We start from the raw sequence: 26,091 nt of genomic DNA, 5'->3' as shown, positions 1-26,091 counted from the left end.
GGCCTGCTCCCGGCCCCGCTGCGCTGATCCGTACGAACGACGCCTCCGCGCGATCGCAGCCCGGGCCTCCTCGGCACCCGGCGCGCGTTCCGTCACGGGGGCACCGCGCGCAGTGCCCGTAGGACCGCCCAGACGACCGAGACCAGCGGGACCGCGACGACGGCGCCGATCACCCCGGCGACGATGCTGCCCGCGATGACCGACACGGCTACGACGAGCGGGTGCAGCCGCACCGCCCAGCTCATCACCAGCGGATGCAGCACATGCCCCTCCAACTGGCCGATCACCACGATCAGCACCAGTACGCCGACCGCCGTCAGCGGACCCCGTCCGGCGAGCGCGACGACCGTGGCGACCCCCAGGGCCACCGGTGAGCCCACCAGCGGCACGAACGCCGCGAAGAACTCCAGCAGGGTCAGCGGCAGCGCGAGCGGTACGCGCAGCGCCAGCAGGGCCACTCCCACCAGGACGGCGTTGGTGGCGGCCACGATGATGATGCCGCGCGTGTATCCCGCGAAGGCCCGCCAGGCCGCCCGCCCCGCCCGGTCCCACACCGGGCGGGCACCGCTCGGCAGCAACTGGTCCCGCGCCCAGCTCCACAGGTTCTCGCCCGAGTGCAGGAAGAAGACCGAGGCGAACAGCGCGAGCGCGGCGCCGGTGACCAGCTCCACCACCCGGCCCAGTTCGTTGACCGCGCTGCTGAGCAGAGCCGCCCGGTGCGTGGAGAGGTAGTGCGTCACCTGGCGCTGGAGCCCGGTGAGGGCGTCGGCACTGAGCCGGAACGGCGGCCGCCGCAACCACTCCTCGATACGGTGGACACCGCCGCGGAACTCACCCGCCAGCCGGGCGGACTCACCCGCCACCGCGCTGCCCACCAGCGCGAGCAGGCCCAGGAGCAGCACCAGACTGCCCACCAGTGCGATCGCCACGCTCAGCGGCCTGGACAGGAACCGGCTCAGCAGGTCGGTCAGCGGGTGCAGAACGGACGTCACGACCAGCGCGAGGAACAGCGCGACGGCGATGAGCTGGAAGCTGCCGAGGACGCTGAAGACGCCGTACACGACGATGCCGACGAGGATCAGCCGCCAGGCATAGGCCGCGGCGATCCGCAGCCACGGCACCGTCCGCTCGGCCGGCGGCACGGGCGGCTCCGGGCGGGTCACGGACGGCAGCCGCACGGAGTACGCCGACCGGCGGACCCTCACCGCGCGTCCGGCCTGGCGCCCGCCGCTCGGCCGGGCCACCCGCCGGCGCGCATCGCCCACCAACGCTCCCACCTCCTCCGTACCCTGAGGGGCGCCCCGGCTGACAGCCGGTCACCTCCACAGCACCGTAAGCACAGGAGAGGGAAGGGGCGCGCCGAACGCACCCGGGGTCGCGGTGGGAGGGCTCGCGCTCAGCCCGGTGCTCAGTCCGCCGCCGTACGGGCTGGACCAGGCCGGGGACCGGTGGCTGGTGCGGCCCCGGGCGGCCCGTCGTCCTCCGCATCCTGGGCCGGCGCGGGCAGGGCGTCACCGAGCACCGCGGGCTCCTCGCGCGGGCGGTAGCGGACGATCGCCTTCCCGAGCTCGATCCGTTCCGGTTCGGGAAGCGTGCCGCCCTGGGCGTAGGCCAGGATGTGCTCCGCGACCGTGCGCAGCTTGACGTTCGTACGCTGGGAGACGTCCCGCAGCGCACGCCAGGCCTCCTCCGGGGCTATCCGCCCGAGGACGACGACGGCACCGATCGCCTGGTCGATCACGGCGTGCGAGGTCACGGCGCGTTGGAGCTGCCCGTTCTCTTCCTGCAACCGGTGGTACTCCGACGCCAGCTCGGTGGCCGAGAGCAGGACCAGCGGCTGGTGCCGGGAGAGGGCGAAGAAGGCCATGGAGCACCTTTTCGGGTGGGGGGCGTCACTGCTACGCCTGCCCCCGGTGGGCGCTTGCACACGAATTGAACCAGCCTCGCGTACCCCGGTCACGCCGTACGGCCACGCGGTGCGGCGCACCCCACCCGGGACACCCGTCGCCCGGCGCCGTCCTGACGGCTGTGAGCCCGGCCCCTCGTAAGCCACCCGTCAGTCGTGGCCCGTCTCCCCGTACCCCCGCCGTCAGTCAGACCTCCCCGTGTCCTGGACCGCGCGCTCCACCGGCAGCAGTTCGCGGATGTCGGCCGGCAGTGCCCCGTCCATCCGCTCGGTCAGCTCCGGGGCGAGGGCGGCGTCCAGCACCTCCAGCACGGCGGCGGCCTCCCGCAGCGCCGTCTCCTCGTCGGTGCCGGCCCGGACGGCGATGCGCCCGGCGAACGCCGTCAGTCCGAACCGCTCGGCCGCCGTACCGGAGTCCGGCCCGGCGGACGCGTCGACCGCCTCCCGCATGGCCGCCGCCATGTCCGGTGGGAGCTGGGCGGCCACATGCCGGGCCAGCCCGGCCGGCAGCCGTTCCGCCAGCGTGGCCACGACCGCGTGGGCGGCCCGCTCGGCCGTCCCCCGGTCGGGCAGCTGGGCCAGCGCCTGCACCTTTCCGATCATCTCGTCGTGCCGCATGAGACCGGTCCCTTCCGCACGAAGTGCCGACGGTACGCCCGCCCGTCCCCCGGCGTAGCGGCCCTGCCCGAGTACCCCGCACCCGCCGGACCACGAACCGCCGGCACCGCCCCGGCCCGGCCTCAGCTCTCCGTGGCCTGCTGGGTCCACGTCCACGCGTACTGCAGCCAGTCCGCCACGGTCAGCGCGCCGAAGCCCCCGCACACCAGCCGGGTGAAGCGGGGCGCCGCCGCGTAGGAGCACACCAGGGCCCCGGTGGCCCAGGCGGCGACGCAGAACGGGCAGGACACCAGGTCGCCGACCGCCCGCCGGAGCCCGTCGCCGCGGGGCTCGTCCATGACCTCGCTCGCCTCGCCCTGGTCCGCGCGGCGGGTGAACGGCGCCCGCAGAAAACTGGTGATCTTGTCCTTGGCCAGGACCCGCGACGTCTTGTACGCCGCGGCGCCCAGCAGCGCGACGTCCCAGGGCGGCACCTGCTGCGGCAGACGGACGCCCCGGCGCCGGGCCAGCAGCGCGAACGTACCGGTGCCCGCCAGGAACGCCGAGGCGAGGACGGCATAGCCTCCCAGAGGGACCTCGCCCTGGTCGTCGTAGCGTGCGGCGTCCGTGGCCATGCGACCTCCCAGCGTCCCGGTGTGTCTGAAGCCCTGCTCAGGGCGCGCAACGAGTTCCCCCGTCCACCGCGGCGACACGTGACGGTCCGGTCCGTGGGGGATATCCTATTCATCGTGTGATGAATTACAGGCGATGCATCACAGGTGATGAAGCACTGCTCTCGACGAGGAAGGGCAGAACCGCCATGGAGAAGACCACATGCTGTGTCGTGGGCGGCGGCCCCGCGGGCATGGTGCTCGCCCTGCTGCTGGCCCGGGCCGGGACAGCGGTGACCGTGCTGGAGAAGCACGCCGACTTCCTGCGCGACTTCCGCGGCGACACGGTCCACCCGTCCACCCTGGCGCTGCTGGACGACCTCGGTCTGGCCGAGGAGTTCGCCCGGCTGCCGCAGCGCCGGGTCCGCACGCTCCAACTGCCGCTGGGCGCCGGCCGAGCACCGGTCACCGTCGCGGACCTCTCCGCGCTGCCCGGTCCCCACAACTACGTGGCGATGGTGCCCCAGTGGGACCTGCTCGACCTGCTCGCCGACCAGGCCCGCCGCGAGCCGTCCTTCGAGCTGCGGATGAACACGGAGGCCACCTCCTTCATCATGGCGTCCGGACGGGTCACCGGGGTGCGCTACCGCACCTCCGACGGCCGCACCGGCGAACTGCGCGCCCTCCTCACCGTCGCCTGCGACGGCCGCGGATCACTGGCCCGCGCCCTCCCCGAACTGGGCCTGCACCACTTCACCTGCCCGATGGACGCCTGGTGGTTCCGCCTGCCACGGCGCGAAGGCGACCCGAGCGGGCTCGTCGGCGGTGCCGGTGAGGGCTTCCTCTCCGCGATGATCGACCGCGGTGACTACTGGCAGTGCGCCGCGCTCATCCCCAAGGGCACCGACGCCGAGCGCCGCGCCGCCGGCCTGGACCGCTTCCTGACCGCCTTCGCCGATGCCGTCCCCTGGATCGCCGACCGGACGCACACCCTGGGCTCCTGGGACGACGTCAAGCTCCTCGACGTCCACCTGGACCGGCTGCGCCGCTGGCACCGCCCCGGTCTGCTGTGCATCGGCGACGCCGCGCACGCCATGTCCCCGGTCTTCGGCATCGGGATCAACCTCGCCGTGCAGGACGCCGTGGCCACCGCCCGCCACCTGGCCGGGCCCCTGCGCCGCGGCACCGTGCGGCTGCGTGACGTACGCGGTGTGCAGCGCCGCCGCCGTCCCACCACGGTCGTCACCCAGGCGCTCCAGCGGGCGGCCCACGCCCGGGTCATCGCGCCGGCCCTGAACGGCCGGCCGCCCCTGGGCAGCGCGGAACGGGCCCAGCGCCTCGCGGGCCTGCTCGGCGACGCCCCGTGGCTGCGCCGCGTTCCCGCGTACTTCATCGCCTACGGCGCCCTCCGGGAGCGCCCACCGGAGGAGGCGATGCGCCGCCGGACGGCGGACGCACCGGCGGACGGGCACTCCCGGTGAGTGGGTGAGCAGCGGGCGGGCGCGTGGGACGTGGGCGGACGCCCCTGGTGGTTGCGTGGGGCGTGGGTGGGCACTCCCGGTGAGTGCCCAGGGCGTGGGGCCCTTTCGGTGAGTGCGTGGGGCGTGGGTGGGCACTCCCGGTGAGTGCGTGGGGCGTGGGCGGGCCTTCCCGGTGAGCGCGTCGGGTGTGGGCGGCCCTCCCGGTGAGTGGGTCACGTCACATATGACCTGGTACGCACCCCCTCCCGGCCGTGCCCGGCGCGGGGCTACCGTTGCGTGGAGCCCCTGTACCCCCTTCGCACCTCGGACGGCCCGGCTGTGCTCACTGATCTGTCCCCCCTGATAGCCGCGACGGCACGCTGGCTGACGGTCGCCTACCCGCCGTGCGGCGGCGCGCTGGCCTCCGCGCTGTGCGAGGCGCAGGCCCGGCAGGCCGTGACGGTCGCCGCCTGGCTGCGGTACCCCACGGCGATCGACGCCGGCCTGGTCACCATGGCGGGCCCCGGAGGCGCGGCCCGCCTCGACTGGATCGCCGGCGCCGAGCGGGCCGACGAGCACCCGGCCGAGGACTGGGCCTGGCGCACCTGGGTGGACGAGGTCGTGGCCAGCTGGGCCGCCGCCCTGCTCACGGACCCCGAGCTGGCAGAGTTGGCCGTGGCCGCACTCGCCGGGAGCGAGCACGTCGCGACGCCGACCGAGTTCCGCCGGCTGCTCACCCCTGACGACGGCGACCGCAGCGCGGCGGCCCTGCTCCGCCACCCCGACCTGCTGTGGCCGGTGGCCGAGCTGCACCACGACCAGCTTGTGGACCGCCTCGCCCCGGGGGAGACCCTCGCGGCCTGAGACGGCACGGCCGACACCGGTACGGCACGAGACGCCGGTACGGCAGGACACACCTGTACGGCACGACACACCCGCACGGCATGCCGCACCGGTACAGGCACGACACCCGGCCGAGCCCCGGTGTCGCACGCCCGCACCGGGGTACTGCGGAGCTGATGCGGGAGCCGCCCGTCGCGGGAAAGGCTCGGCCATGACCTTCAAGAACCCCGTCCACCGCGGCGGCGCGCGCCGCGGCCGGTTCGAGCAGCTCGCCGAATACGCCTCGAACTTCACCAGCTCACCGCTGTTCTTCCTGTTCTGCCTGCTCCTCGTGAGCTTCTTCGTCGCCTCCCACGTCGCCCATCTGCCGCTTGAGGTGCTGCTCCTCGCGGGCGAGTCCATGACGGCGGTCACCCTGCTGCTCCTGGCCCTGCTCAAGAACTCCGAGATGCGCGCCGAACACGCGATCCAGCGCAAGCTCGACGCGATCGCCGCCGCCCTGCTGGAGGCGCACCAGGACAACCGGAGCCAGGTCTTCGAGGATCTGCGGAATGCGATCCGGATGGAGGAAGAGACCTGAGCGGGGCCGGCGAAACGCCGCGGCGGTACTTCCCGGCACCCGGGGGAGCGACGACCATGCCGTGTCATGGACATTCTGCTCGTCGCCAGCGCGTTCAACAGCCTCTCCCAGCGCCTGTACGCCGAACTGTCGGACCTCGGGCACCGGCTGGACGTCGTGCTCGCCACGCACGGCCCCGACCCGGTCCGGGCCGCCGTGCGCGGGCTGCGCCCCGACCTGATCGTCGCGCCGATGCTGAGGACGGCCCTGCCCGAGGACGTGTGGCGGGAGCACACCTGCCTGATCGTGCACCCCGGCCCGCCGGGTGACCGGGGCCCCTCCTCGCTGGACTGGGCCATCGCCGACGGGGCCGGGCAGTGGGGCGTGACCGTGCTCCAGGCCGAGGCGGCGATGGACGCGGGGCCGGTCTGGGCGGCCGAGCCGTTCCCCGTACCACCCGTCGGCAAGAGCGACCTCTACCGCAACGAGGCCTCCGACGCCGCCGTCACCGCCGTACTGACGGCCGTACGGCGCTACGCCGACGGCGCGTACAAGCCCCTGCCGCAGACCGACGAGTCGGTCACCGTCGTCTGGCGCGACACCTTCCGGCAGGAGCGGCGGCGGATCGACTGGGAGCACGACGACACCGACACGGTCCTGCGCAAGCTCCGCGGCGCCGACTCCCAGCCGGGCGTCCTGGACGAACTCCTCGGCCACCAGGTGTTCCTGCACGGCGGGCACCCGGAGGACGAACTGCGCGGCCGCCCCGGCACCCTGCTGGCCCAGCGCGCGGGCGCCGTCTGCCGGGCCACCCGCGACGGCGCGGTCTGGATCCCGGAACTGCGCCCCCGCAAGAACTCCGGCGACCCGGCGCCCTTCCGCCGCCCGGCCGCCTCGGTCCTCGCCGCCTACCGGTCCGGCCCCGCCCTCCCGGAGGTCCCCGCCCCGCTGGAGCTCCCGCCCGGCCGGCGCACCTGGACCGACATCCGCTACCGGCAGCACGGTGACACCGGCTTCCTCGCCTTCTCCTTCCCGGGCGGCGCGATGAGCACCGACCAGTGCCGCAGACTGCTCGCCGCCTACACCGAGGCGCTCACCCGCCCCACCCGCGTCCTCGTCCTCGGCGGCACCCGCGACTTCTTCTCCAACGGCATCCACCTGAACGTCATCGAGGCGGCCCCCGACCCGGCCCAGGAGTCCTGGACCAACCTCAACGCCATGGACGACCTCGTGGAGGCCGTGCTGCGCACCACCGACCGGCTGGTGGTCGCGGCGCTCGGCGGCAACGCGGCGGCCGGCGGCGCCATGCTGGCCCTCGCCGCCGACGAGGTGTGGTGCCGCACCGGCGTCGTCCTCAACCCGCACTACCGCCGCATGGGTCTGTACGGCTCCGAGTTCTGGACGTACACCCTGCCGCGCCGCGTCGGCCCGGAGCAGGCCGAGCGGCTGACGACGCGGGCCCTGCCGGTCAGCGCCGCCACCGCCGCCCGGCTCGGCATGGTGGACCGGCTGGTGCCGGCCGCGCCGCGGGACTTCGCGGCCGAGGTCGAGCGACTGGCGACCGGCCTCGCCGCCGCCCCGGACCTGGACCGGCGGGTCGCCGCCAAGGCGGCGGCGCGCGCCGCCGACGAACGGGAACGGCCCCTCGCCCGGTACCGCGAGGCGGAACTGGCCCGCATGCACACCCTCTTCTTCGACCCCGAGGCCCCCTACCACGCCCTGCGCTCGGCCTTCGTCCGCAAGACACCGGGCGGTTCCGCCCGGCCCCTCGCCCCGGCCGCCGGAGGCACCCGGTGACGGCGCGCCTGCTGGTGGCCGGCGTCGGCAACATCTTCCTCGGCGACGACGCCTTCGGCCCCGAGGTGATCCGCGCACTGGAGCAGCGCCCGCTGCCGCCCGGCGCACGGGTCCGCGACTACGGCATCCGCGGCCTGGACCTCGCCTACGACCTGCTGTCCGGTTGCGCCACCGCCGTCCTCGTCGACGCGGCCCCGCGCGGACACCGCCCCGGCACCCTCTCTCTCATCGAGGCCGAGCCCCCCGACGGGACCGTCCCGCCGGAGGCCCACGGCATGGACCCGGAGAAGGTGCTGACCCTGGCCGCCCACCTGGGCGACGAGCCCCTGCCCAGGGTCCTGGTCCTCGCCTGCGAACCAGGCGTCCTGCCCGGCGACGACGACCTCCTCCCGGGCCTCAGCGGGCCGGTGCGGGAGGCCGTCGACCGGGCCGTCGACGCGCTGCACGCGCTCGTCCCCGCCCTCCTCGCCGATCCGGCCGGACCCCTGCCCCCGTTGGGCTGCCCGGTGGAATCCGGGACCCCGCACTCGGCTGCGCTGCCCGGCACGGCGCCCGGCGCGGCCCAAGATCGGTGAGACCCCCGGGCCGCACCGCACGCGGCCCGGGCACCACCGCACCCGAGGAGCAGCGCCCATGTGCCGGTCCGACGTCAAACAGGCCGTGCTGGCGAAGAACGACGGCCTGGCCGCGAGTCTGCGCGACGACCTCGCCCGGCAGGGCGTCACCCTCGTCAACCTGCTGTCCAGCCCGGGCAGCGGCAAGACCGAACTCCTCGCCCGGGTGCTGGCCCGCGCGGGGGAGCGGGGCGTCCAGGTGGCCGCGCTCACCGCGGACCTCGCGACCGAGAACGACGCCGTACGGCTCGCCCGGTCCGGCGCGCCCGTCCAGCAGCTGCTCACCGACGGGCTGTGCCACCTGGAGGCCCGCCAGGTCAGCACCCGGCTGACCGGCTGGCTGCCGCCGGACACCTCGGTGCTCTTCGTGGAGAACGTCGGCAACCTGGTCTGCCCGGCCGCGTACGACCTCGGGGAGACCCTGCGGATCGTGCTGATGGCGGTCACCGAGGGCGAGGACAAACCGCTGAAGTACCCGACCGCGTTCGGCTCCGCCCACCTCGTCGTGATCACCAAGACCGACCTCGCCGGACCGGCCGGGTTCGACGAGAGCCTCTTCCACGAGAACGTGCACCAGGTCAACCCGGGCGTGGAGATCATCCGGTCCTGCGCCCGCACCGGCAGCGGCGTCGGCGCCCTGCTCGACCGGGCCCTCGCGGCCCGCGACGGCGCCCCGCCGCACCGCCCGCCGCTCGCCCCCCACCCGCACCACCACCCGGCCCCCGCCCCCGCCTCGTGACCGCGCCCGTCACCGGCCCGGTCCGCCGCCGGATCACCGTGCGCGGCACGGTCCAGGGCGTCGGCTTCCGGCCGTACGTGCACCGGCTGGCCGCCGGGCTGGCGCTCACCGGGTTCGTGAGCAACACCGCGGACGGCGTGCTCATCGAGGTGGAGGGCCCGCCGGACGACGTGGACCGGTTCGCCGGCCGGCTGACCGAGCAGCCGCCCCCGCTCGCGACCGTGACCGGCGTCGGCTGCGAGGACGTCCCCGCCACCGGCGCCACCGGCCCCTTCACCATCCGCCCCACCGAGCGCTCCCCGGGCCGCACCCAGCTCCCGCCCGACACCGCGACCTGCGCCGACTGCCTGCGTGAACTCGCCGACTCCGGCGACCGCCGGCACCGCCACCCCTTCGTCACCTGCACCCACTGCGGCCCCCGCTTCACCATCGCCACCGGGATGCCGTACGACCGGCCGGCCACCACCATGGCCGGCTTCCCGATGTGCCCCGCCTGCGCCCGCGAGTACGGCGACCCGGCCGACCGGCGCTTCCACGCCCAGCCCGTCGCCTGCCCCGGCTGCGGCCCGCGCCTCGCCCTCGTACCGGCCGCGGGCCTCGGCGTCCGCCCGGCCCGGGACGCGGCGGCCCTCGCCACGGCACGGGCACTGCTCGCCGCCGGGCGGATCGTCGCCGTCAAGGGCGTCGGCGGCTACCACCTGGCCTGCGACGCGACCGACGCCCGGGCCGTCGCGACCCTGCGCCGCCGCAAGGAGCGGGGCGGCAAGGCGTTCGCCGTGATGTGCGCCGACCTGGAGACGGCGCAGCGCGTCGCGGTGCTCTCAACCGCCGAACGGGCCGCGCTCACCAGCGCCCGCCGCCCCATCGTCCTGCTGCGCCGCCGCACACCCCCGGACGGCGTCCGCCTCGCCGACCAGGTCTGCCCGGGCAGCCCGCACATCGGCCTGCTGCTGCCCTACACCCCCGTGCACACCCTGCTCCTCGGCCTGCCCGGCGACCCGCCCGGCCCGCGGCTCCTGGTCATGACCAGCGGCAACCGCTCCGGCGAGCCCATCGTCACCGACGACGTCGAGGCGCTGACCCGGCTGGCCGGACTCGCCGACGCCTGGCTCACCCACGACCGGCCCATCGCCTCCCCGTGCGACGACTCCCTGCTGCGCGTCCGCCCCGACGGCACCGAACAGGTCCTGCGGCGCTCCCGCGGCTACGTCCCCCGCCCCCTGCGCCTCCCGCTCCCGGTCCGCCCCACGCTCGCCACCGGCGGCGACCTGAAGAACGCGCTGTGCCTGGGAGAGGGCGACCAGGCGTGGTTCGGGCCGCACATCGGCGACCTCGGCGACCTGGCCGGCCTCGCCGCCGCGGAACGCGCCGAACGGCACCTCACCCTCCTCACCGGAGTCACACCCCGGCTGGCCGCCGCCGACCGCCACCCCGGCTACCACTCGACCCGTCGGGCAGCCCGGCTCGGCCTGGGCGAACCGGTGCTGGTCCAGCACCACCACGCCCACATCGCCTCGGCGATGGCCGAACACGGTCTGGACGGCCGCACGCCCGTGATCGGCGTCGCCTTCGACGGCACCGGATACGGCGACGACGGCACGGTCTGGGGCGGCGAGATCCTGCTCGCCGACTACACCGGCTACCGCCGCCTCGCCCGTCTGGCCCCCGCCCCGCTGCCCGGCGGCGACACCGGCGTCGCCAACCCCTGCCGGCTCGCCCTGGCCCGGCTGTGGTCGGCGGGACTGCCGTGGGACCCCGGACTGCCGAGCGTCGAGGCGTGCACGGAGACGGAACTCAGCGTACTGCGGCAGCAGTTGACACGCGGACTGGCCTGTGTGCCGACCTCCGGCATGGGGCGGCTCTTCGACGCCGTGTCCTCGCTCGTGGGGCTGTGCCACCGCGCCGGGTACGAGGCACAGGCGGCGCTGGAACTGGAGGCGGCGGCGCTGAGGGCGTGGGACGCGGACCAGGGCGCCTACCCGTTCGCCCTCACCGAGTGGCGCCGCCCGCCAGGCCGGCGCAGCCCGGCGGGCGGCTGGGAGATGAACCCGGCCCCCGCCCTCCGCGCCCTGCTGCGCGACCGGGCCCGGCACACCCCCGTACCCGTCCTGGCCGCCCGCTTCCACCGGGGCGTGGCCCGGGCGGTGGCGCACCTGTGCCGCCGGACCAGGACGCGGACCGGCCTCACCACCGTCGCCCTGACCGGCGGTGTCTTCGCCAACGCCCTGCTGGAGGAGGAGACCGCCGCGCTGCTCACCGCGGCCGGCCTCACCGTCCTCCGGCACGGCGAAGTCCCCCCGAACGACGGCGGTCTGGCACTCGGCCAGCTGATGGTCGCGGGAACAGCAGCCCACCACGAGACGGAGTGACCCATGTGTCTGGCAGTGCCCGGCAAGGTCGTGTCCATCGACCACCGTGCCGACCCGCTCACCGGCCTGATCGACTTCGGCGGCGTACAGAAACAGGCCTGTCTGGAGTACCTGCCCGACATCCAGGTGGGGGAGTACGTCATCGTCCACGTCGGTTTCGCGCTCCAGCGCCTGGACGAGGAGTCGGCCCGCGCGTCCCTGGAGCTGTTCGGGCAACTGGGGCTGCTGGAGGAGGAGTTCGGTGACGCCTGGGAGCAGGCGGCACGGCAGGAGAGTGGGACGGAGGCCCGGTGAAGTACATCGACGAGTTCAACGACCCGGATCTGGCGCGCCGGCTGCTGGACGAGATCCACGCCACGGTCACCCGGCCCTGGGCCCTGATGGAGGTCTGCGGCGGCCAGACCCACTCCATCATCCGCCACGGCATCGACCAACTCCTGCCGGACGAAGTGGAGTTGATCCACGGCCCGGGCTGCCCGGTGTGCGTGACCCCCCTCGACGTCATCGACAAGGCCCTGGAGATCGCCGCACGCCCCGACGTCGTCTTCTGCTCCTTCGGGGACATGCTGCGCGTCCCGGGAACGGACCGCGACCTGTTCCGGGTCAAGGGCGAGGGAGGTGACGTACGGGTCGTCTACTCGCCGCTGGACGCCGTGGAGCTGGCCCGCAGGCACCCCGACCGGCAGGTGGTGTTCTTCGCCATCGGCTTCGAGACGACCGCCCCCGCCAACGCCATGGCCGTCCACCAGGCCCGCCGCCTGGGCCTGGCCAACTTCAGCCTGCTGGTGTCGCACGTCCGGGTCCCCCCGGCCATCGAGGCCATCATGGCCGCCCCGGCCTGCCGGGTGCGGGGCTTCCTCGCCGCCGGGCACGTGTGCAGCGTGATGGGCACCGCCGAGTACCCGGACCTCGCCGAACGGCACCGCGTCCCGATCGTCGTCACCGGCTTCGAACCGCTGGACATCCTGGAAGGCGTCCGGCGGGCCGTCCACCAGCTCGAACGCGGCGAGCACCGGGTGGAGAACGCCTACCCCCGCGCCGTGCGCGACGGGGGCAACCCGGCGGCCGTCCGCATGATCGAGGAGGTCTTCGAGGTCACCGACCGCAACTGGCGGGGCATCGGCCGCATCCCGGACAGTGGCTGGCGGCTGTCCGACGCCTTCCGTGCCTACGACGCCGAACACCGCTTCGACGTCACCGGCATCCGCACCGAGGAACCCGCCGTGTGCCGCGCCGGCGACGTCCTGCAAGGGCTGATCAAACCCACCGAGTGCGCGGCGTTCGGCACGACCTGCACCCCCCGCACCCCGCTCGGCGCCACCATGGTCTCCAGCGAGGGCGCCTGCGCGGCCTACTACCTGTACCGCAGGATGACCGACAGCCCGGCACCACAGGGATCCCGTATCCCGCGCGAGGAGATGAACCCCGTTGGCTGACCTCGCCACCCCGGACACCGCCCCCGTCGACCCCGCGAACTGGACCTGCCCCGCCCCCCTGCGCGACCAGCCGGTCGTCGTCATGGGGCACGGCGGAGGCGGCGCCCTGTCGGCGGAACTGATCGAACAGGTCTTCGCCCCCGCCTACGGCAACCCCACGCTCGCGGCGCTCACCGACTCGGCCGTCCTCGGCCTCGGCGGCGCCCGGCTGGCCTTCTCCACCGACTCCTACGTCGTACGCCCGCTGTTCTTCCCCGGCGGCAGCCTCGGCGACCTCGCCGTCAACGGCACGGTCAACGACCTGGCGATGAGCGGCGCCCGGCCCACCCACCTCTCCGCGGCCTTCATCCTGGAGGAGGGCGTGGAACTGGCCGTGGTGGAGCGGGTCGCCCGCGCCATGGGCGACGCGGCCCGGGCCGCCGGCGTCACCATCGCCACCGGCGACACCAAGGTGGTCGAGTCCGGGCACGGCGACGGCGTCTACGTCACCACCGCCGGCGTCGGCCTGGTCCCCGAGGGCGTCGACATCCGCCCGCAGCGCGCCCGACCCGGCGACGCCGTCCTCGTCAGCGGACCGATCGGCCAGCACGGGGTGGCCGTGCTGAGCGTCCGCGAGGGCCTGGAGTTCGGCGTCGAGATCACCTCCGACACCGCGCCGCTCGCGGACCTGGTGGCCGCCATGCTGGCGGTCACCCCGGACATCCATGTACTGCGCGACCCCACCCGGGGCGGCCTCGGCGCCTCCCTCAACGAGATCGCCCGCGCCTCCGGCACCGGCGTCCGGCTGCGGGAGCGGGCCGTGCCCGTCCCGGACGAGGTCGCGAACGCCTGCGGCTTCCTGGGCCTCGACCCGCTGTACGTCGCCAACGAGGGCCGGCTCGTCGCCTTCGTCCCCGCGGAACACTCCGACGCCGTCCTGGCGGCCATGCGCGCCCACCCGCAGGGCACGGGCGCCGCCCTCGTCGGCGAGTGCGTCGCGGATCACCCCGGCATGGTCGTCGTCGCCACCGGTCTCGGCGGCACCCGGGTGCTGGACCTGCCGCTGGGCGAGCAGCTCCCCCGGATCTGCTGAGACCGCCCCCGGCCCCGCCGTCAGGACGGGGCCGGGACCGGTTCCACCTCCGTGATCTCCAGCTCCCGTCCGCCGCGCAGCTCCTGGGAGGGCCGGTCGCAGCGCGGGCACCAGAAGAACGGCGGCATGCCGAGCACGAACTCCTCGGCGCACCCGTCGCACCAGGCCCGCGCCGTGACCTGCTCCACGACCAGCCGGGCGCCGGCGAGCGCCGTGCCGTCGCGGGCCACCTCGAAGGCGAAGTGCAGCGCGTCCGGCACGACACCGGCCAGCTCGCCGACCCGGACGGTCACCGACGCCACACCGGACACGCCGTCCGCGCGGGCGATCTCCGCCGCCTGTTCCACGATCGCGGTCGCGATCGACAGCTCGTGCACGGCCGGCTCAGTGCGGACGCTTGGCGCCGGACCGCGGATTGACCATGCGCCAGATGCGCACCTCGCGGACGATGCCCGGGAGTTCGAGGACCAGCAGCCCGAACGTGAGGGCGCCGAGCGCGACACCCTGCGCGATCAGCACGCGCTGTGCCGTCGTCCTCGTCCGTACCGGCGCGGCCGTCATTCCCGCCGCCCGCATCCTCGTCGCGATGCCCTTGTGCTGTCTCATCCTGATCCTCATCCCGGGGAGATGTTCGGCATGATCTTCATGATGGCGTTGTGCCGCTTCCAGTGGATCCCGGTGGAACGGCGCGCGTCGGACGTGCCGTCCTCGTGGTGTCCGGTCTGGCGCTTGTACGGCCCCCAGTTGCCCTGGTGCAGCCCGCGCACGTGCCCCGGTGTGTCGGGCCTCGCCTGGGGGCGGCCCACTCGGATGGCGCTCATCGCCGTTCTCCTCTCCTGCCAGGCCCTCACGGCCGCTCGGTGAGCTCCGCGAAGAACCGCTCCACGGCCGGCCAGACCCGGCCGCCTCCGGCGAGGCCGCGCCACTCCCGGCGGACCAGCGCGACCATCCGGAAGCAGTCGTCCACCGGCACGATCCAGTGGTGGTCCTGACCCCGCACGGTGTTCACCAACAGAGCCTCCACCTCGGGTGCCATGGTCGCCAGCGGAGGACACGCGGCGCACATCTCCGCCCAGCGGTCCGCCTCCACCTCCCAGCGCATCGCCCCGGCCGGGCTCGGGCCCTGCGCGGTGACCGTGCCGTCCGCACGCGGTACGAAGAACACCAGCCCGACCGGCACCCCGAGCGGCCCGGTGTCCACCGGGGCCAGCCGCACCCGGCGGCCCGGCACCAGCAGGTACCGGCCGCCGCCCGCGCCCTCACCGGCGAACAGCACCGCACACGCCCCGCAGGCGCACAGCAGCTCCTCGCGGTCGGCGGCGTACAGATGGCGGTGCTCCTCCGGCACGGCCTGCGCGCACACGTCGCACCTCTCGGGGCCGTCCCGTTCGGCGGCCGAGCGGATGACCCGGGCCAGCGCACCGCCCACCCTCACCGCGCCCCCCGCACCAGCAGCGAGTCCAGCGGCACGAAGGCGGGGGCGGCCGGCGCGGGCAGCTGCTCGACCGCCGTCAGCTCGGGGGCGACCGCCAGTACGGCCTCCCGCACGGCGTCGGCGACCGTCGGCCCGCCGCCGCAGCCGGACCCGCAGCCACCCGCCTCGGTGACCCGCACCCGGGCCACCTGCCCCTCGACACCGACCAGTTCGACATCGCCGCCACGCTCGCGCACCGCCGGCCGCAGCCGTTCGACGGCGCGCTCGGCCCGCCGCGCGGGCGGCTCGGGGTGCAGCCCGTGCAGCACCAGCAGATGCCCCAGCAACTCGTCCTCGGCGAACCGTGCGGCCGGCTGCTCACCGGCCAGGTCCAGCACCCGGGCCAGGGCCTCGCCGTAGATCTCGGTCAGCACCCGCACGGCCTCCACGGCGGTCGCCGCCGCGGGGCCGGGCGCGGACTCCATCCCGGCCAGCAGCTCGTCCAGCCGGGCCAGCCGCGCCTCGACGACCGGTTCCGTGAGCCGGCCGGCGTCAGCCATGGTTCGCTCCGTACGTCGGCGAGTGCACGGTGGTGAGCGTCCTGCCCTTGCCCATGTACATGTGCACTCCGCAGGGCAGACAGGGGTCGAAGCTGCGCACGGTACGCATGATGTCGACGCCCTTGAAGTCGTCGGGGCCGTTCTCCTCGAAGATCGGCTGGCCCTGGACGGCGTCCTCGTACGGGCCCGGGGTGCCGTAGATGTCGCGCGGGCTGGCGTTCCACGGGGTGGGCGGGTACGGGTGGTAGTTGGCGATCTTCTGGTCCCTGATCACCAGATGGTGCGAGAGGACACCGCGCACCGCCTCGTGGAAGCCGCAGCCGATCGCCTCGTCCGGCACCTCGTAGTCCTGGAAGATCTTCGTCTCACCGGCCCGCAGCAGTTCCATCGACTCCTCCAGGAACTGCAGGGCCATGGCGGCGGCGTAGGCGACGAAGTAGGGCCGGGCGCGGTCCCGCTCGATGGTGTTGCTCCACTTGGGGATGCGCCACTCCAGGGTGGTCTCCGGCAGCTCCTCCCCCCTGGGCAGGGAGATGCGCACGCTGTCGCCGGTGGCCTTGACGTACGGCGTGTCGACCAGGGCGCTCAGCGCGGTCGACCACAGCCGGGCGAGCGGACCGCCCCCGGTGTCCAGTGCCAGGTGCTGACCGGTCTCGGGGTGGTACCAGCGCGGGCTCATCACCCAGCTGTAGTTGCCGGCGAAGTCCCGCTTCTGCGGCACCGGGACGGTGGTCTGGTTCCAGGGGTGCCGCATGTCGACGGGGTTGCCGAGCGGGTCGTGGGTGACGAACGGCTGCTCGTTGACCCAGTCGTCGTAGAAGGAGCTGCCCAGCAGGACGCGCAGGCCGAGGTTGATGTCGATCAGGTTGTTGGTGACCAGCTTGCCGTCCACGATGATGCCCGGGGTGACGTACATCGCCTTGCCCCAGCGGTTCATGTTCTCGTAGCGGTAGTCGACCACGTCCGGGTTCTGCCAGGCGCCCCAGCAGCCCAGCATGATGCGGCGCCTGCCGACCTCCTCGTAGCCCGGCAGGGCCTCGTAGAAGAAGTCGAAGACGTCGTCGTTCATCGCCACCGCCTTCTTCACGAAGTCGATGACGCGCATCAGCCGGGCGAGGTAGTCGGTGAAGGTGTTCGGCTGCGGCATCGTGCCGACGCCGCCCGGGTACAGCGTGGAGGGGTGGACGTGCCGCCCCTCCATCAGGCAGAACATCTCCCGGGTGACCCGGCTGACCTTCAGCGCCTCCTTGTAGACCTCGCCCTCGAAGGGGTTGAAGGCCCGCATGATGTCGGCGATCGTCCGGTAGCCGTGGATGTCCCCGCGGGGCGCGTCGGTGCGCTCGGCGCGGGCCAGCACACCGGGGTTGGTCGCCTTGACCATCGCCTCGCAGAAGTCCACGAACACCAGGTTGTCCTGGAAGATCGTGTGGTCGAACATGTACTCGGCCGCTTCGCCCAGGTTGGTGATGTTCTCGGCCATCCGCGGCGGCTTGACGCCGTAGGCCATCTGCTGGGCATAGTTGGAGCACGTGGTGTGGTTGTCGCCGCAGATACCGCAGATCCGGGAGGTGATGAACCCGGCGTCGCGCGGGTCCTTGCCCTTCATGAACACCGAGTAGCCCCTGAAGAGCGACGAGGTGCTGTGGCACTCCACGACTTCCTGGTTGGCGAAGTCGATCTTCGTGTAGATGCCGAGGTTCCCGATGATCCGGGTGATCGGGTCCCAGGACATGTCCACGATCTGCGCGGGCTTGCGCCCCGTGACCCGGGTCGGGTCCTCGGTGGTCGTCATGTCGCTTCCTGCCCCTCGTTCGTCGTAGGCGTGGGTGGGTGCCGGCGCTCAGGCACGCCAGTGCGGGTCGTAACCGGTGGTCAGCTCCGGTCCGTTGTGGTGCCACTTGGGTTCGCGGTTCACCGCCATGCTGGTCAGACCGCGCAGCCGTCGGATGACGGCGCCGTACGGCTTGAGCAGCGCGGACGACAGGGCACCGCCGGTCGGCTCGTCCATGAACGGCATGAACGCGTCCGGGAAGCTGGGCATGGTGCAGCCGATGCAGATGCCGCCGACGTTCGGGCAGCCGCCGATGCCGGCCATCCAGCCGCGCTTGGGCACGTTGCAGTTCACGACCGGCCCCCAACAGCCCGTCTTGACCAGGCACTTGGGGGAGTTGTAGTCCTTGGCGAAATCCGCCTGCTCGTAGTACGCCGCCCGGTCGCAGCCCTCGTGCACCGTCTTGCCGAACAGCCACTGCGGACGCAGCATGTGGTCCAGCGGGGGCGGCGGCGCGGCACCGGCGGCGTGGTAGAGGACCCAGATGAGGGTCTCCATGAAGTTCTCCGGCTGGATCGGGCAGCCCGGCACGTTCACCACCGGTAGCGCGCCCTGCGACTTGAAGTCCCAGCCCAGGTAGTCCGCGAGACCCATGCAGCCGGTGGGGTTGCCCGCCATGGCGTGGATGCCGCCGTACGTGGCACAGGTGCCGGCGGCCACCACCGCCCAGGCCTTGGGCGCCAGTTGGTCGATCCACCAGTTGAGGGTCTGCGGCTCGCCCGTGTCCGGGTCGTTGCCGAACGACGTCCAGTAGCCGTCGCCCTCGATGATGTTCTGGTTCGGGACCGAACCCTCGATGACGAGGATGAACGGTGACAACTCCCCGCGTGCCGCCGCCCGGTAGGGGGCGAGGAAGTCCTCGCCGCCCAGGCTGGGGGAGAGGACCTTGTTGACCAGGTTCACCCTCGGCAGGCCCGGGATGAGTCCGGCGACCAGGTCCTCGATGCCGGGCTGCCCGGCGGCCGTCATGGAGACGGTGTCGCCGTCGCAGCTCATGCCCTCGGAGATCCAGAGGATGTAGATCTCGTCGAACCCGTTCCCGCGCGCCTCGGACCGGCTGGGTTCCCGCGTCACTTCGGTGGTGCCGCTCTGCGTGGTCATGTCGTCGGCCTCCGCTGCAGTCGGTCTCGGAGTCGGTCGTAGGCCGCGGCCAGGGGGGCCGCGAGGGTCAGGGCGGGCGGCTGGTCGGGGGCGTGCGGGTGCGGGCGGGTCGGCGCGGTGGCCTTGGCCTGCCCGATCAGCTCACCCAGCCGGTCCAGCTCCTGCCGGGAGACGGCCTGGCGGAGCCGGGGCATCAGGGTGCCCTCCTCCTCCTGGATGTGCTCCGACACCTCGCGGCGCAGTTCCGCCACCAGTTCGCCGGTCCGCCGGTCGCCCTCGCCGAGCCGGTCGAGCGCGAGGAGGGTCTGCTTCACCCCCATGTGCTCGCTCAAGTGCTCGTCGATCTCCCGGTCGCCGTCCGGCAGCACCTTCCTGGCCAGCGGATACAGGAGCATCTCCTCCAGAGCCGCGTGCTTGGACAGTTCACGCACCAACAGCTCCACGACACCTCGCCGCTGCCGGTCGGAGGCCGCGGCCTCGTAGTCGCGGAACAACTGCTCGACCATCCGGTGGTCGTGCATGAGGACGTCAAGGGCGTCCATCGAACCGTCCCTCCTCCGGCCCGTCGGCCGGACGCTCGGGTGGCCGCGGGGACTGCGGCCGGATCGGCCGGCCCGGACCCGGTGGGGCGTCGGGGCCGAGCGTTTCGACCTCGTCGGGCCGGAAGTAGTGGAAACGGCCGTACCAGCCGTGGAGTTCGGCGGCCGGATCGTCGTCGACCGTGACCGCCAGGTGCGTGCTGCCGTCCACGTCGTGGAAGACCGCGGCGACCCGTGCGGTGCGTCCGGCCAGGAACATGTCCTGGGCGTCGGCGCCCCGGCCGCGCGGGCACAGCCGCACCCGGCTGCCGCCGCCCACGGGCACGCCGTCCACCAGCACGGTGTCCGTCGCCGGGGACAGACCGTCGTCGCCGCCCTCCTGCCACCAGGCGGGCCGCTCGGCGGTGGCGGGGGCCGGCGGTCGTGCGGTGGCGGTGGCGGTGGCGGTGGTGGACGGTTGCTCGGTGGCGGTGGCCGGCGGCCGTTCGAGATCAGGGGCCGACGGCCGTTCGGCGGCGGGGGTCCGCGGGGTCAGGGAACGGATGGCGCCGTGCAGCCGGGAGAAGACCTCCCGGGGCATGGTGTCCACCCGGTCGAGGATCCGTGCGGCCCGCGGGTCGGTGGCCCGGGCCTCCGCCTTCTCCTCGTCGGTCAGCAGCATCGTGCGCAGCGTGAGGATCTCGTCGATCTCCGCCGCGTCGTGCAGATCGCCCGGGCTCTCCGGCGCCACCTGGGGGTGGTCGGGGAGGATGATCGGCGCGGAGAGCAGCAGCGTGCCGGTCGCCCCGTCCTCGCTCGCGGACTGGGGCGGAGCCCCGCCCAGCACCGGGAACGTGAACGCGTTGCGGCAGCCGCGGACCTGCTCCGCGAGAGCGGCCGGCGGATCGATCAGCGACACGAACTCCACTCCGTCGCCGGTGAGGAGCGTGTGCGTGGCGAGCAGCGCCTGCCCCAGCACCGCGCCACGGGAGGCCCGCGGGTCCGGCGCGTCACCGGTGTTCTCGGTGCGTACCCGCAGCCGGCACAGCCCGGGCCCGAGCCGCTCGGCCGTGACCGTCGTTCCTGCCCGCACCTCCCGGCGCCGGCGCACCGTCCGCCCGGCTCCGGCCGGCAACGGCTCGTACTCCGCCCCGGCCGGCGCCCCCACGGCGACGGTCCGGCCGTCCCGCGGCAACTCCTCCAGCCCCAGCACCAGTTCGGTCTCGCGGGGCACGGCCTCCTCGAACGACAGGTGGACGGTCCCGTCGGCCGTCCGCAACGACTCGACCGGGCTGTGCGCCCCGCCCCCGCCGGCCCGCTCCACCTGCTTGTGCTGGAGTTGCAGGTACCGCACCCGCACCCGCACGGCCGCGTCGGCGCGCCGCACCCGCAGCAGACACTCGGTCTGCTGGTACCAGGAGTCGGCGGAGCCGGAGACACCGGGCGTGACCGGTCCGTCCCGCTCCACCCAGTTCCGGGGCAGCAGCACCCCGAACTGCCAGCGGACCCGGTTCTTCGCCGAGGACCGGCGATAGGGATAGAGCAGATAGCCCTCGTAGAGCACGGCGTCCGCGACGGCACTCAGCTGCGCGCAGGCCCCGCCGGTTCCGTTCGCCATGCCCTCTCCTCGCCACTGGTGCGTTCGTGGACTCCACCCCCCACGGTCACACCGGTCACGCCCGTCCGCCCCTCCGGCGCACCGTCATTGCGCCGGACAGGGGAGAACACACGTCCGTCACGTGGTGCGGGCCAGGTCCAGGCAGCAGCGGACGAAGTCCCGTACGACCGGGTTCCGGTCGTCGGCCGGTGCCCAGGCCACGGCCACCCGGGTCGGGCTCACCCCGGTGACCGGGCGGTAGACCACGCCGGGGCGGGCGTAGAACCGGGCGGCGGACGCGGGCGCGAGGGCGATGCCGTACCCGCTGGCGATGGCGCTCAGCCAGTCGTCGGGCTGCTCGGTGACCGCGCCGATGCGGACCGGACGGCCCTCGCGCTCAGCGGCGGCCAGCCAGTGGTCGCGCCAGGCGCCGGTCCCCGGCGGTGCGGCCACGAACGGCTCGTCCCACAGTTCCCGGAAGGCGATCTCCGCGCGCTCCGCGAGCCGGTGCGTGCTCGGCAGCGCCACCCAGCGCTCCTCGCTGAACAGCACCTCGACCCGCAGCGCGTCCTGCCCGGGGAACGGCAGCCGCAGCAGGGCCGCGTCCACCTCGCCGTCGGCCAGACCCGCGCTCGGGTTCGTCCAGGCCGCCTGCCGCAGCTCGGCCCGCCAGCCGGGCCGCCGCCGGGCGAACTCGGCGACGATGCCGGGCGTCGCCTCGTTGGCCGCGCTCGCGACGAAGCCCACGCGCAGCACCCGGGCCGTGCGCCGGCCGGCGGCCCGCGCGGCGTGCAGGGCGTCGTCCCACGCCGCGAGGACGTCCGGGGCGCGGCGCGCGAGTTCCCGCCCCGCGTCCGTCAGCGCCATGCCGGTGCGCGAGCGCTCGAAGAGGGGCACCCCGAGCCGGCTCTCCAACTGCCGGATCTGCTTGGTCAGCGCCGGCTGGGACACGTACACCCGCTCGGCGGCGCGGACGAGGCTTCCCTCCTCGGCGACGGCCAGGAAGGAGCGCAGCAGACGCGAGTCGACGTCCATTCCAGAAGGTTATGGACGCTGGTATTGGACGTCGCGGCGACCCTCCGGCGAGCGTGGACGGCATGAACCTCGCGTATCTCACCGTCACCTGTGCGACCGTCCTGGCCAACGCCGGCATCGCGGCGGCCGACCTCGCGAAGGCGCCGTTCGTCCTCGCCAACTCGGCCCAGGTCGGCGTGTCGCCCCGCCGGCTTCCGGCGCTGGCGCTGCTGAAGGCCGCCGGAGCGGCCGGGCTGCTCCTCGGGCTGCTGGGCGTACGTCCCCTGGGCATCGCCGCCGGCGTCGGCCTGGTGCTGTTCTACGTCGGCGCGGTGGCCGCCCATGTACGGGCCCGGGTGTTCCGCACCCTCGTCTTCCCGGGCCTGTTCCTGATGCTGGCGGGCGGGGCCCTGTCCCTGGCGGCGGCCCGGTGAACGGGCGGCCCCGCGCAGCGGCAGAGCCCGGCTGGGGGCGGCAGCGGAGCCGGGCTCGCAGCAGCGGATCTTGGTTTCAGCAGCGGAGGATCCGGGCTCAGCGCAGCAGCGGAGCCGGGCCCACAGCAGCGGACCCGGGCTCAGCGCAGCAGCAGATACCGGGTGACGAGGGACTGCGCCCGGTCCGCGCCGATGCCGAGGGCCCGGCCGAGAGCCTCCCAGCGCTGCTCGCCGTCCTCCTCGATCATGCAGGCCGCCTCCCGCCCGGCGCGCCGGCTCAGCCGGTCCAGCGCGGCCACGGCCCGCAGGGCGGCGGCCGGCGCGTCCTCGGCCAGCGCGAACAGCTTCTCCTCCAGGGCGCTCAGCAACTGGGCCAGGTCCTCCGGCAGCGGCACCGTCCGCCGCTCGACCGTGCGGATGTGCTCGCTCCAGTCGCGGCGCGGCCCCGAGACGTCCAGCGCCTCCAGACCGTCCTCGTCCAGTTCCTCCCACGGGACGGGGATGCCCGGCCCGCGCCAGCCGCAGCTGCACGCGGCGCGCACCTCCGCCGCCCGCGGCCTGCTCATCCTGCCGTCGTACGCCCACCACTCGCTGGTCCGGTACATCTCGGCGCCGCTGCCGATGTCGAAGTACGCGGGCTTCGGTTCGCTGCCGTCCTCCAGGACGGCTCCCACGATGCCCTCGTGCGACTCCCCGAACTCCTCGGTCGTCCATCCCACGGCCGCCGCCTCCCTCCCCTCGCCGCGCTGTCCCGCCCATCATCGGCGACGGCGTGCCCGGCGGGAGAGCGAACGGGAAAGGGGTCCGAAAGGAGGCTGTCCACGGCGGGGAGCGGCCGCCCGAGCGGCCGCGCCACAGCCGCCCGGGCGGCCCCGGTGCGCCCGAGGCGTCCGTTCCGTGCCGGTGCGCCGGACCACCGGGCGCCGTGCATGCAGTCCTCGCCCCCTTCACCGTCGGTTCGCGGGCCGCTCGGCCGGCCCGGGCGCGACCGCTCAGGGTGATCGGATGAACGGGGCGTGAGGGACATGAGGCTCGTGCAGGAAAGGGTGGACGTCCTACCCTCTGTCCGGTTTGCGCTCGCGCCCGTACACTGCCGATCCGCAGACATGCGGGCGGAGTTGACCGGGGGGAGCCATCATGTCCGGAGGTCCGTACGGTCCGGGTCAGGGTTTCGGCGGGCCGCCGGTGCCGCCCGTGCCGCCGGGTCCGCCACCCATGCCGCCAGGTCCGCCACCCGGGCCGGTGGGCCCGCCGCCCGCGCCGCCGGACGCCTGGCGGGCCTGCGCGGTCGCCGTGCTCAACCTGAGCGGGCTCGGCCTCGGTTACGCGCTGCTGCGCCGCTGGGTGGCGACGGCCGCCTGCTGGGTCGCGACCGGCGTGCTCCTGCTCGTCGCGCTCCCCGCCGACGCCGACGGCGTCCCCGGAGCCGTCCTCGCCGGCTACGCCGCACTGCTGCTGGTGGCGGCCGTCCACGGCGGAATCGCCGGACTGCGCACCCGGATCGCCGGGCCGGCCGGCGCGCCGCTCGCGCTGCTGCTGGGCGTGGTGCTGCTCGCCGTACCGGCCGGCGGCGCCCTGTGGTACGAGGACGCCCACGACGAGGCCGTGGAGCAGGCGCTCCTCGGCCGCCTGGAGCGCGCCGACGCCCTGGTGGCAGAGAGCGGCCGTCAGTCCTTCGGCGCCGCCCGGCCCGGCTACGGGACCGCTCTGGGGGTCTACCGCGACATCGCCGTGCACCACGCCGGTTCCCGCGCGGCCCGGCAGGTCCCCGACCGTCTGCGGACCTACTACACGACGGTCGGCGCGGCCTACGGCCACCGGGAGTACTGCGACGCCGTAGAGCCGCTGAAGTACCTCCGCACCGTCCCGGACACGATGCCGCCCGAACAGCTCGGCGCGCTGGCGCGGTGGCCCGACGACCGGCTCGCGACCGCCCTGTACGAGTGCGGTGCGCGGCACCTGGCGAGCGGCGACACGGACTGGGTGAACCGCTTCGGCGACCTGCTCGACACCTTCCCGCGGTCCGGTGCGGCGGCCAAGGTGGTGCCCGCCGTCGACGCGGCGGTGGCGAGGACGGAGAAGGCCGTCGGCGGGGACGAACCCTGCACGGCCGTCGAGACGCTGCGCGACCTCGACACCCGGATCACCGACCTGTCCAGGTCGGCCGGTGACACGGACGGCCGACTGGCTAAGGCCGCCGGCCGGGCCGGCCGCAGCGGCGACGCCGGCCAGTACGCCTGCGGTGTCGACCAGTACCGGGACGGCGACTTCGACGCGGCGCGGAAGACCATGGAGCAGTTCGCCGCCGGCCACCAGCACGACAGGAACCGCGCCCGCGCCCAGAAGATCGCCATAGCCGCCGAGGTCGCCCAGACCCTCCCGGCGGCCGGCAGGAAGCTGCCCACCCTGGCCTCCGGCGGCAGCATCTCCGTCACCGTGAAGAACGACAGCCCGGACGACATCACCGTCCTCTACACCGGCCCGGTCACCGGCAGTTTCACCCTCAAGGGCTGCGGCGGCTGCAAGGCGTACACGTTCGCCGACACGGCGTTCTCCACCTTCAAGCCCTGCAACGACAGCGGCAGGAACTACCCGCAGCGCACCATCAGCCTGCCCGTCGGCACCACGTACTTCGTGCACAAGCCGAACGGCGACAGCACCGCGACCCCGGCCTCGGACACCGCCAGGCTCCGGTCCGGCTACCTCTACACGGAGTGCGCCTACTCGACCCAGCGCCTCGGGTCCGGGTACTGACCGGCGGCCGGGGCACGCGCCGGGCGAACGTGGGGGAGAGGCCGCTGCCACCGGGTACGCGCGCGACAGCACAACGCGACACCCGGAGGTGGGACCGTGAGCAACGACGACGACCGCATCGGCGATCCCTGGGGTCCCTGGACCCCGTACAGCCGGGGGACGCCCTGGCCGGTCCGCACCGACCTGCACCTCGCGCCCGGCCTCACCGAGGCGACGTGGAGCGCTGGGTGCCGTCCGCCTCGCTGCTGCACTCCAACGGCGACGCCATGGACATCGCCGTGCGGCACGGGCGCGTCGTCGGCGTGCGCGGGCGCGCCACCGACCGGGTCAACCGCGGCACGACCGCACCGGCACCGTCCGGGGGAGCGCCCGATGAACGCCCTCACCCTCACCCTGCGCACCCTGCACGACGGCGAACGGCACCTGGAGAAGGCCCTCATGGCCGCCGCCGAGCGGCACCGCACCGAGCACGAGATCCACCATGTGGCCATCGATCTGGCCCGCTGGTCGCACGAGCACAGCGCCCGCCTGGCCGACACCGGTCACCACCACGGACTCGACCTGTCCGGCCCGCCCGACGACTCGGCGCCGGGCCCCCTCGCCACCCTGCGCGCCAAGGCGGCGGAGGCGATGGGCCGCCGTCCGGAACCGGGCCTGCTGCTCCTGCACGACCTGCACCTGGCGGCCGCCCGCAACTCCGTCCACTGGGAGATGCTCGCCCAGGCGGCGCGGGCCGGCGGCGATGCCCGGCTCCTCGACCTGGCGAGCGACTGCCACCCGCAGACCCTGCGCCAGATCCGCTGGCCCAACACCATGATCGAGCAGTTGTCGCCGCAGGTGCTGACCAGTGTCTGAGCGCCGGGGA

At 74.1% G+C, this 26,091-nt stretch carries 28 protein-coding genes; 13 read left to right on the top strand and 15 right to left on the bottom strand.

What is annotated here, in order from left to right; genetic code table 11:
- Positions 1-92: 92 nt before the first annotated feature.
- From ACH4LD_RS15680 to ACH4LD_RS15665, 4 genes are all read right to left on the bottom strand, one after another.
- Positions 93-1,265: an AI-2E family transporter gene (locus tag ACH4LD_RS15680; RefSeq protein WP_398055243.1), complete on the bottom strand. Its 1,173-nt coding sequence runs from the start codon at positions 1,263-1,265 to the stop codon at positions 93-95.
- A 143-nt stretch (positions 1,266-1,408) separates the two neighbouring features.
- Positions 1,409-1,867, bottom strand: coding sequence for an ANTAR domain-containing protein (locus ACH4LD_RS15675; protein WP_398055242.1), 459 nt, complete (start codon positions 1,865-1,867; stop codon positions 1,409-1,411).
- Positions 1,868-2,089: 222 nt separating this feature from the next.
- Complete coding sequence (locus ACH4LD_RS15670; protein WP_132784491.1) at positions 2,090-2,524, bottom strand: DUF2267 domain-containing protein; 435 nt, start codon at positions 2,522-2,524, stop codon at positions 2,090-2,092.
- 122 nt (positions 2,525-2,646) lie between these two features.
- A complete protein-coding gene (locus ACH4LD_RS15665; RefSeq protein ID WP_398055241.1) occupies positions 2,647-3,138 on the bottom strand; it encodes a DUF1360 domain-containing protein in 492 nt (163 codons plus the stop codon).
- A 185-nt stretch (positions 3,139-3,323) separates the two neighbouring features.
- Between ACH4LD_RS15665 and ACH4LD_RS15660 the strand changes: the two genes are divergently transcribed.
- The 10 genes from ACH4LD_RS15660 (at position 3,324) to hypE (ending at position 14,003) form a co-directional block, all read left to right on the top strand.
- On the top strand, positions 3,324-4,595 hold the full coding sequence (locus ACH4LD_RS15660; RefSeq protein WP_398055240.1) for an FAD-dependent oxidoreductase: 1,272 nt from the start codon (positions 3,324-3,326) through the stop codon (positions 4,593-4,595).
- A gap of 318 nt (positions 4,596-4,913) precedes the next feature.
- Positions 4,914-5,438, top strand: coding sequence for a hypothetical protein (locus tag ACH4LD_RS15655; RefSeq protein WP_398055239.1), 525 nt, complete (start codon positions 4,914-4,916; stop codon positions 5,436-5,438).
- A gap of 190 nt (positions 5,439-5,628) precedes the next feature.
- On the top strand, positions 5,629-5,997 hold the full coding sequence (locus tag ACH4LD_RS15650) for a hypothetical protein (protein ID WP_398055238.1): 369 nt from the start codon (positions 5,629-5,631) through the stop codon (positions 5,995-5,997).
- A 66-nt stretch (positions 5,998-6,063) separates the two neighbouring features.
- Positions 6,064-7,773 carry a hydrogenase maturation protein gene (locus tag ACH4LD_RS15645; protein ID WP_398055237.1) on the top strand — a complete coding sequence of 570 codons (1,710 nt, stop codon included), beginning with the start codon at positions 6,064-6,066 and terminating at the stop codon, positions 7,771-7,773.
- On the top strand, positions 7,770-8,348 hold the full coding sequence (locus ACH4LD_RS15640) for a hydrogenase maturation protease (RefSeq protein ID WP_398055236.1): 579 nt from the start codon (positions 7,770-7,772) through the stop codon (positions 8,346-8,348). Before ACH4LD_RS15645 ends, ACH4LD_RS15640 begins: the two co-directional genes overlap by 4 nt.
- A 58-nt stretch (positions 8,349-8,406) precedes the next feature.
- Entirely contained in the window at positions 8,407-9,126 is a 720-nt protein-coding gene (gene hypB, locus ACH4LD_RS15635; RefSeq protein WP_398055235.1) for a hydrogenase nickel incorporation protein HypB, read from the top strand.
- The gene (hypF, locus tag ACH4LD_RS15630; protein ID WP_398055234.1) at positions 9,123-11,495 is read left to right on the top strand and encodes a carbamoyltransferase HypF; all 2,373 of its coding nucleotides are present in this window, start codon (positions 9,123-9,125) and stop codon (positions 11,493-11,495) included. Before hypB ends, hypF begins: the two co-directional genes overlap by 4 nt.
- 3 nt (positions 11,496-11,498) lie before the next feature.
- Positions 11,499-11,789, top strand: a complete 291-nt coding sequence (locus tag ACH4LD_RS15625) for a HypC/HybG/HupF family hydrogenase formation chaperone (protein WP_058079171.1) — start codon at positions 11,499-11,501, stop codon at positions 11,787-11,789.
- Complete coding sequence (hypD, locus tag ACH4LD_RS15620) at positions 11,786-12,931, top strand: hydrogenase formation protein HypD (RefSeq protein ID WP_398055233.1); 1,146 nt, start codon at positions 11,786-11,788, stop codon at positions 12,929-12,931. Before ACH4LD_RS15625 ends, hypD begins: the two co-directional genes overlap by 4 nt.
- The gene (hypE, locus tag ACH4LD_RS15615) at positions 12,924-14,003 is read left to right on the top strand and encodes a hydrogenase expression/formation protein HypE (protein ID WP_398055232.1); all 1,080 of its coding nucleotides are present in this window, start codon (positions 12,924-12,926) and stop codon (positions 14,001-14,003) included. The genes hypD and hypE overlap by 8 nt, the downstream gene beginning before the upstream one ends.
- 20 nt (positions 14,004-14,023) lie before the next feature.
- Here the strand turns inward: hypE and hypA are convergent, their stop codons facing one another.
- From hypA to ACH4LD_RS15565, 10 genes are all read right to left on the bottom strand, one after another.
- Positions 14,024-14,380 (bottom strand): hydrogenase maturation nickel metallochaperone HypA, encoded by a 357-nt coding sequence (gene hypA, locus ACH4LD_RS15610; RefSeq protein WP_132784479.1) that lies wholly within the window; start codon positions 14,378-14,380, stop codon positions 14,024-14,026.
- A 7-nt stretch (positions 14,381-14,387) separates the two neighbouring features.
- Positions 14,388-14,609 carry a hypothetical protein gene (locus ACH4LD_RS15605; protein ID WP_398055231.1) on the bottom strand — a complete coding sequence of 74 codons (222 nt, stop codon included), beginning with the start codon at positions 14,607-14,609 and terminating at the stop codon, positions 14,388-14,390.
- Positions 14,610-14,617: 8 nt separating this feature from the next.
- On the bottom strand, positions 14,618-14,824 hold the full coding sequence (locus tag ACH4LD_RS15600) for a hypothetical protein (protein WP_165951570.1): 207 nt from the start codon (positions 14,822-14,824) through the stop codon (positions 14,618-14,620).
- Positions 14,825-14,850: 26 nt separating this feature from the next.
- Positions 14,851-15,438, bottom strand: a complete 588-nt coding sequence (locus tag ACH4LD_RS15595) for a DUF5947 family protein (RefSeq protein ID WP_398055230.1) — start codon at positions 15,436-15,438, stop codon at positions 14,851-14,853.
- Positions 15,435-15,977 carry a NifU family protein gene (locus ACH4LD_RS15590; RefSeq protein WP_398055229.1) on the bottom strand — a complete coding sequence of 181 codons (543 nt, stop codon included), beginning with the start codon at positions 15,975-15,977 and terminating at the stop codon, positions 15,435-15,437. Before ACH4LD_RS15590 ends, ACH4LD_RS15595 begins: the two co-directional genes overlap by 4 nt.
- Entirely contained in the window at positions 15,970-17,769 is a 1,800-nt protein-coding gene (locus ACH4LD_RS15585; protein ID WP_398055228.1) for a nickel-dependent hydrogenase large subunit, read from the bottom strand. The genes ACH4LD_RS15590 and ACH4LD_RS15585 overlap by 8 nt, the downstream gene beginning before the upstream one ends.
- Positions 17,770-17,817: 48 nt before the next feature.
- Positions 17,818-18,909, bottom strand: coding sequence for a hydrogenase expression protein HypE (locus ACH4LD_RS15580; protein WP_132784474.1), 1,092 nt, complete (start codon positions 18,907-18,909; stop codon positions 17,818-17,820).
- Positions 18,906-19,451, bottom strand: a complete 546-nt coding sequence (locus tag ACH4LD_RS15575) for a hemerythrin domain-containing protein (protein WP_398055227.1) — start codon at positions 19,449-19,451, stop codon at positions 18,906-18,908. The genes ACH4LD_RS15580 and ACH4LD_RS15575 overlap by 4 nt, the downstream gene beginning before the upstream one ends.
- On the bottom strand, positions 19,438-21,045 hold the full coding sequence (locus ACH4LD_RS15570) for a hypothetical protein (protein WP_398055226.1): 1,608 nt from the start codon (positions 21,043-21,045) through the stop codon (positions 19,438-19,440). The genes ACH4LD_RS15575 and ACH4LD_RS15570 overlap by 14 nt, the downstream gene beginning before the upstream one ends.
- Positions 21,046-21,162: 117 nt before the next feature.
- Positions 21,163-22,059, bottom strand: coding sequence for a LysR family transcriptional regulator (locus ACH4LD_RS15565; protein WP_398055225.1), 897 nt, complete (start codon positions 22,057-22,059; stop codon positions 21,163-21,165).
- Between the two features lie 62 nt (positions 22,060-22,121).
- On the opposite strand from ACH4LD_RS15565, the gene ACH4LD_RS15560 reads away from it, so the two are divergent.
- The gene (locus tag ACH4LD_RS15560) at positions 22,122-22,472 is read left to right on the top strand and encodes a DoxX family protein (RefSeq protein WP_398055224.1); all 351 of its coding nucleotides are present in this window, start codon (positions 22,122-22,124) and stop codon (positions 22,470-22,472) included.
- 140 nt (positions 22,473-22,612) lie between these two features.
- On the opposite strand, the gene ACH4LD_RS15555 is transcribed toward ACH4LD_RS15560, so the two are convergent.
- On the bottom strand, positions 22,613-23,191 hold the full coding sequence (locus tag ACH4LD_RS15555) for a hypothetical protein (RefSeq protein ID WP_398055223.1): 579 nt from the start codon (positions 23,189-23,191) through the stop codon (positions 22,613-22,615).
- A 496-nt stretch (positions 23,192-23,687) separates the two neighbouring features.
- Between ACH4LD_RS15555 and ACH4LD_RS15550 the strand changes: the two genes are divergently transcribed.
- Together ACH4LD_RS15550 and ACH4LD_RS15545 are read left to right on the top strand one after the other, a co-directional pair.
- Positions 23,688-25,226, top strand: a complete 1,539-nt coding sequence (locus ACH4LD_RS15550; RefSeq protein ID WP_398055222.1) for a hypothetical protein — start codon at positions 23,688-23,690, stop codon at positions 25,224-25,226.
- A gap of 372 nt (positions 25,227-25,598) precedes the next feature.
- On the top strand, positions 25,599-26,081 hold the full coding sequence (locus ACH4LD_RS15545; protein ID WP_398055221.1) for a hypothetical protein: 483 nt from the start codon (positions 25,599-25,601) through the stop codon (positions 26,079-26,081).
- Positions 26,082-26,091 lie beyond the last annotated feature (10 nt).

The sequence above is a fragment of the Streptomyces sp. NPDC017676 genome (assembly GCF_044329325.1).
Lineage (GTDB): Bacteria > Actinomycetota > Actinomycetes > Streptomycetales > Streptomycetaceae > Streptomyces.
This window is presented reverse-complemented; position numbering and strand designations above follow the sequence as displayed.

What these genes read in the sequence shown, in the direction of transcription:
- ACH4LD_RS15675 (WP_398055242.1), bottom strand. Translation starts at nt 1,867, where the DNA reads ATGGCCTTCTTCGCCCTCTCCCGGCACCAGCCGCTGGTCCTGCTCTCG.
- ACH4LD_RS15670 (WP_132784491.1), bottom strand. Translation starts at nt 2,524, where the DNA reads ATGCGGCACGACGAGATGATCGGAAAGGTGCAGGCGCTGGCCCAGCTG.
- ACH4LD_RS15665 (WP_398055241.1), bottom strand. Translation starts at nt 3,138, where the DNA reads ATGGCCACGGACGCCGCACGCTACGACGACCAGGGCGAGGTCCCTCTG.
- ACH4LD_RS15660 (WP_398055240.1), top strand. Translation starts at nt 3,324, where the DNA reads ATGGAGAAGACCACATGCTGTGTCGTGGGCGGCGGCCCCGCGGGCATG.
- ACH4LD_RS15650 (WP_398055238.1), top strand. Translation starts at nt 5,629, where the DNA reads ATGACCTTCAAGAACCCCGTCCACCGCGGCGGCGCGCGCCGCGGCCGG.
- ACH4LD_RS15645 (WP_398055237.1), top strand. Translation starts at nt 6,064, where the DNA reads ATGGACATTCTGCTCGTCGCCAGCGCGTTCAACAGCCTCTCCCAGCGC.
- hypB (WP_398055235.1), top strand. Translation starts at nt 8,407, where the DNA reads ATGTGCCGGTCCGACGTCAAACAGGCCGTGCTGGCGAAGAACGACGGC.
- ACH4LD_RS15625 (WP_058079171.1), top strand. Translation starts at nt 11,499, where the DNA reads ATGTGTCTGGCAGTGCCCGGCAAGGTCGTGTCCATCGACCACCGTGCC.
- ACH4LD_RS15605 (WP_398055231.1), bottom strand. Translation starts at nt 14,609, where the DNA reads ATGAGACAGCACAAGGGCATCGCGACGAGGATGCGGGCGGCGGGAATG.
- ACH4LD_RS15600 (WP_165951570.1), bottom strand. Translation starts at nt 14,824, where the DNA reads ATGAGCGCCATCCGAGTGGGCCGCCCCCAGGCGAGGCCCGACACACCG.
- ACH4LD_RS15590 (WP_398055229.1), bottom strand. Translation starts at nt 15,977, where the DNA reads ATGGCTGACGCCGGCCGGCTCACGGAACCGGTCGTCGAGGCGCGGCTG.
- ACH4LD_RS15585 (WP_398055228.1), bottom strand. Translation starts at nt 17,769, where the DNA reads ATGACGACCACCGAGGACCCGACCCGGGTCACGGGGCGCAAGCCCGCG.
- ACH4LD_RS15580 (WP_132784474.1), bottom strand. Translation starts at nt 18,909, where the DNA reads ATGACCACGCAGAGCGGCACCACCGAAGTGACGCGGGAACCCAGCCGG.
- ACH4LD_RS15575 (WP_398055227.1), bottom strand. Translation starts at nt 19,451, where the DNA reads ATGGACGCCCTTGACGTCCTCATGCACGACCACCGGATGGTCGAGCAG.
- ACH4LD_RS15570 (WP_398055226.1), bottom strand. Translation starts at nt 21,045, where the DNA reads ATGGCGAACGGAACCGGCGGGGCCTGCGCGCAGCTGAGTGCCGTCGCG.
- ACH4LD_RS15565 (WP_398055225.1), bottom strand. Translation starts at nt 22,059, where the DNA reads ATGGACGTCGACTCGCGTCTGCTGCGCTCCTTCCTGGCCGTCGCCGAG.
- ACH4LD_RS15560 (WP_398055224.1), top strand. Translation starts at nt 22,122, where the DNA reads ATGAACCTCGCGTATCTCACCGTCACCTGTGCGACCGTCCTGGCCAAC.
- ACH4LD_RS15550 (WP_398055222.1), top strand. Translation starts at nt 23,688, where the DNA reads ATGCCGCCAGGTCCGCCACCCGGGCCGGTGGGCCCGCCGCCCGCGCCG.
- ACH4LD_RS15545 (WP_398055221.1), top strand. Translation starts at nt 25,599, where the DNA reads ATGAACGCCCTCACCCTCACCCTGCGCACCCTGCACGACGGCGAACGG.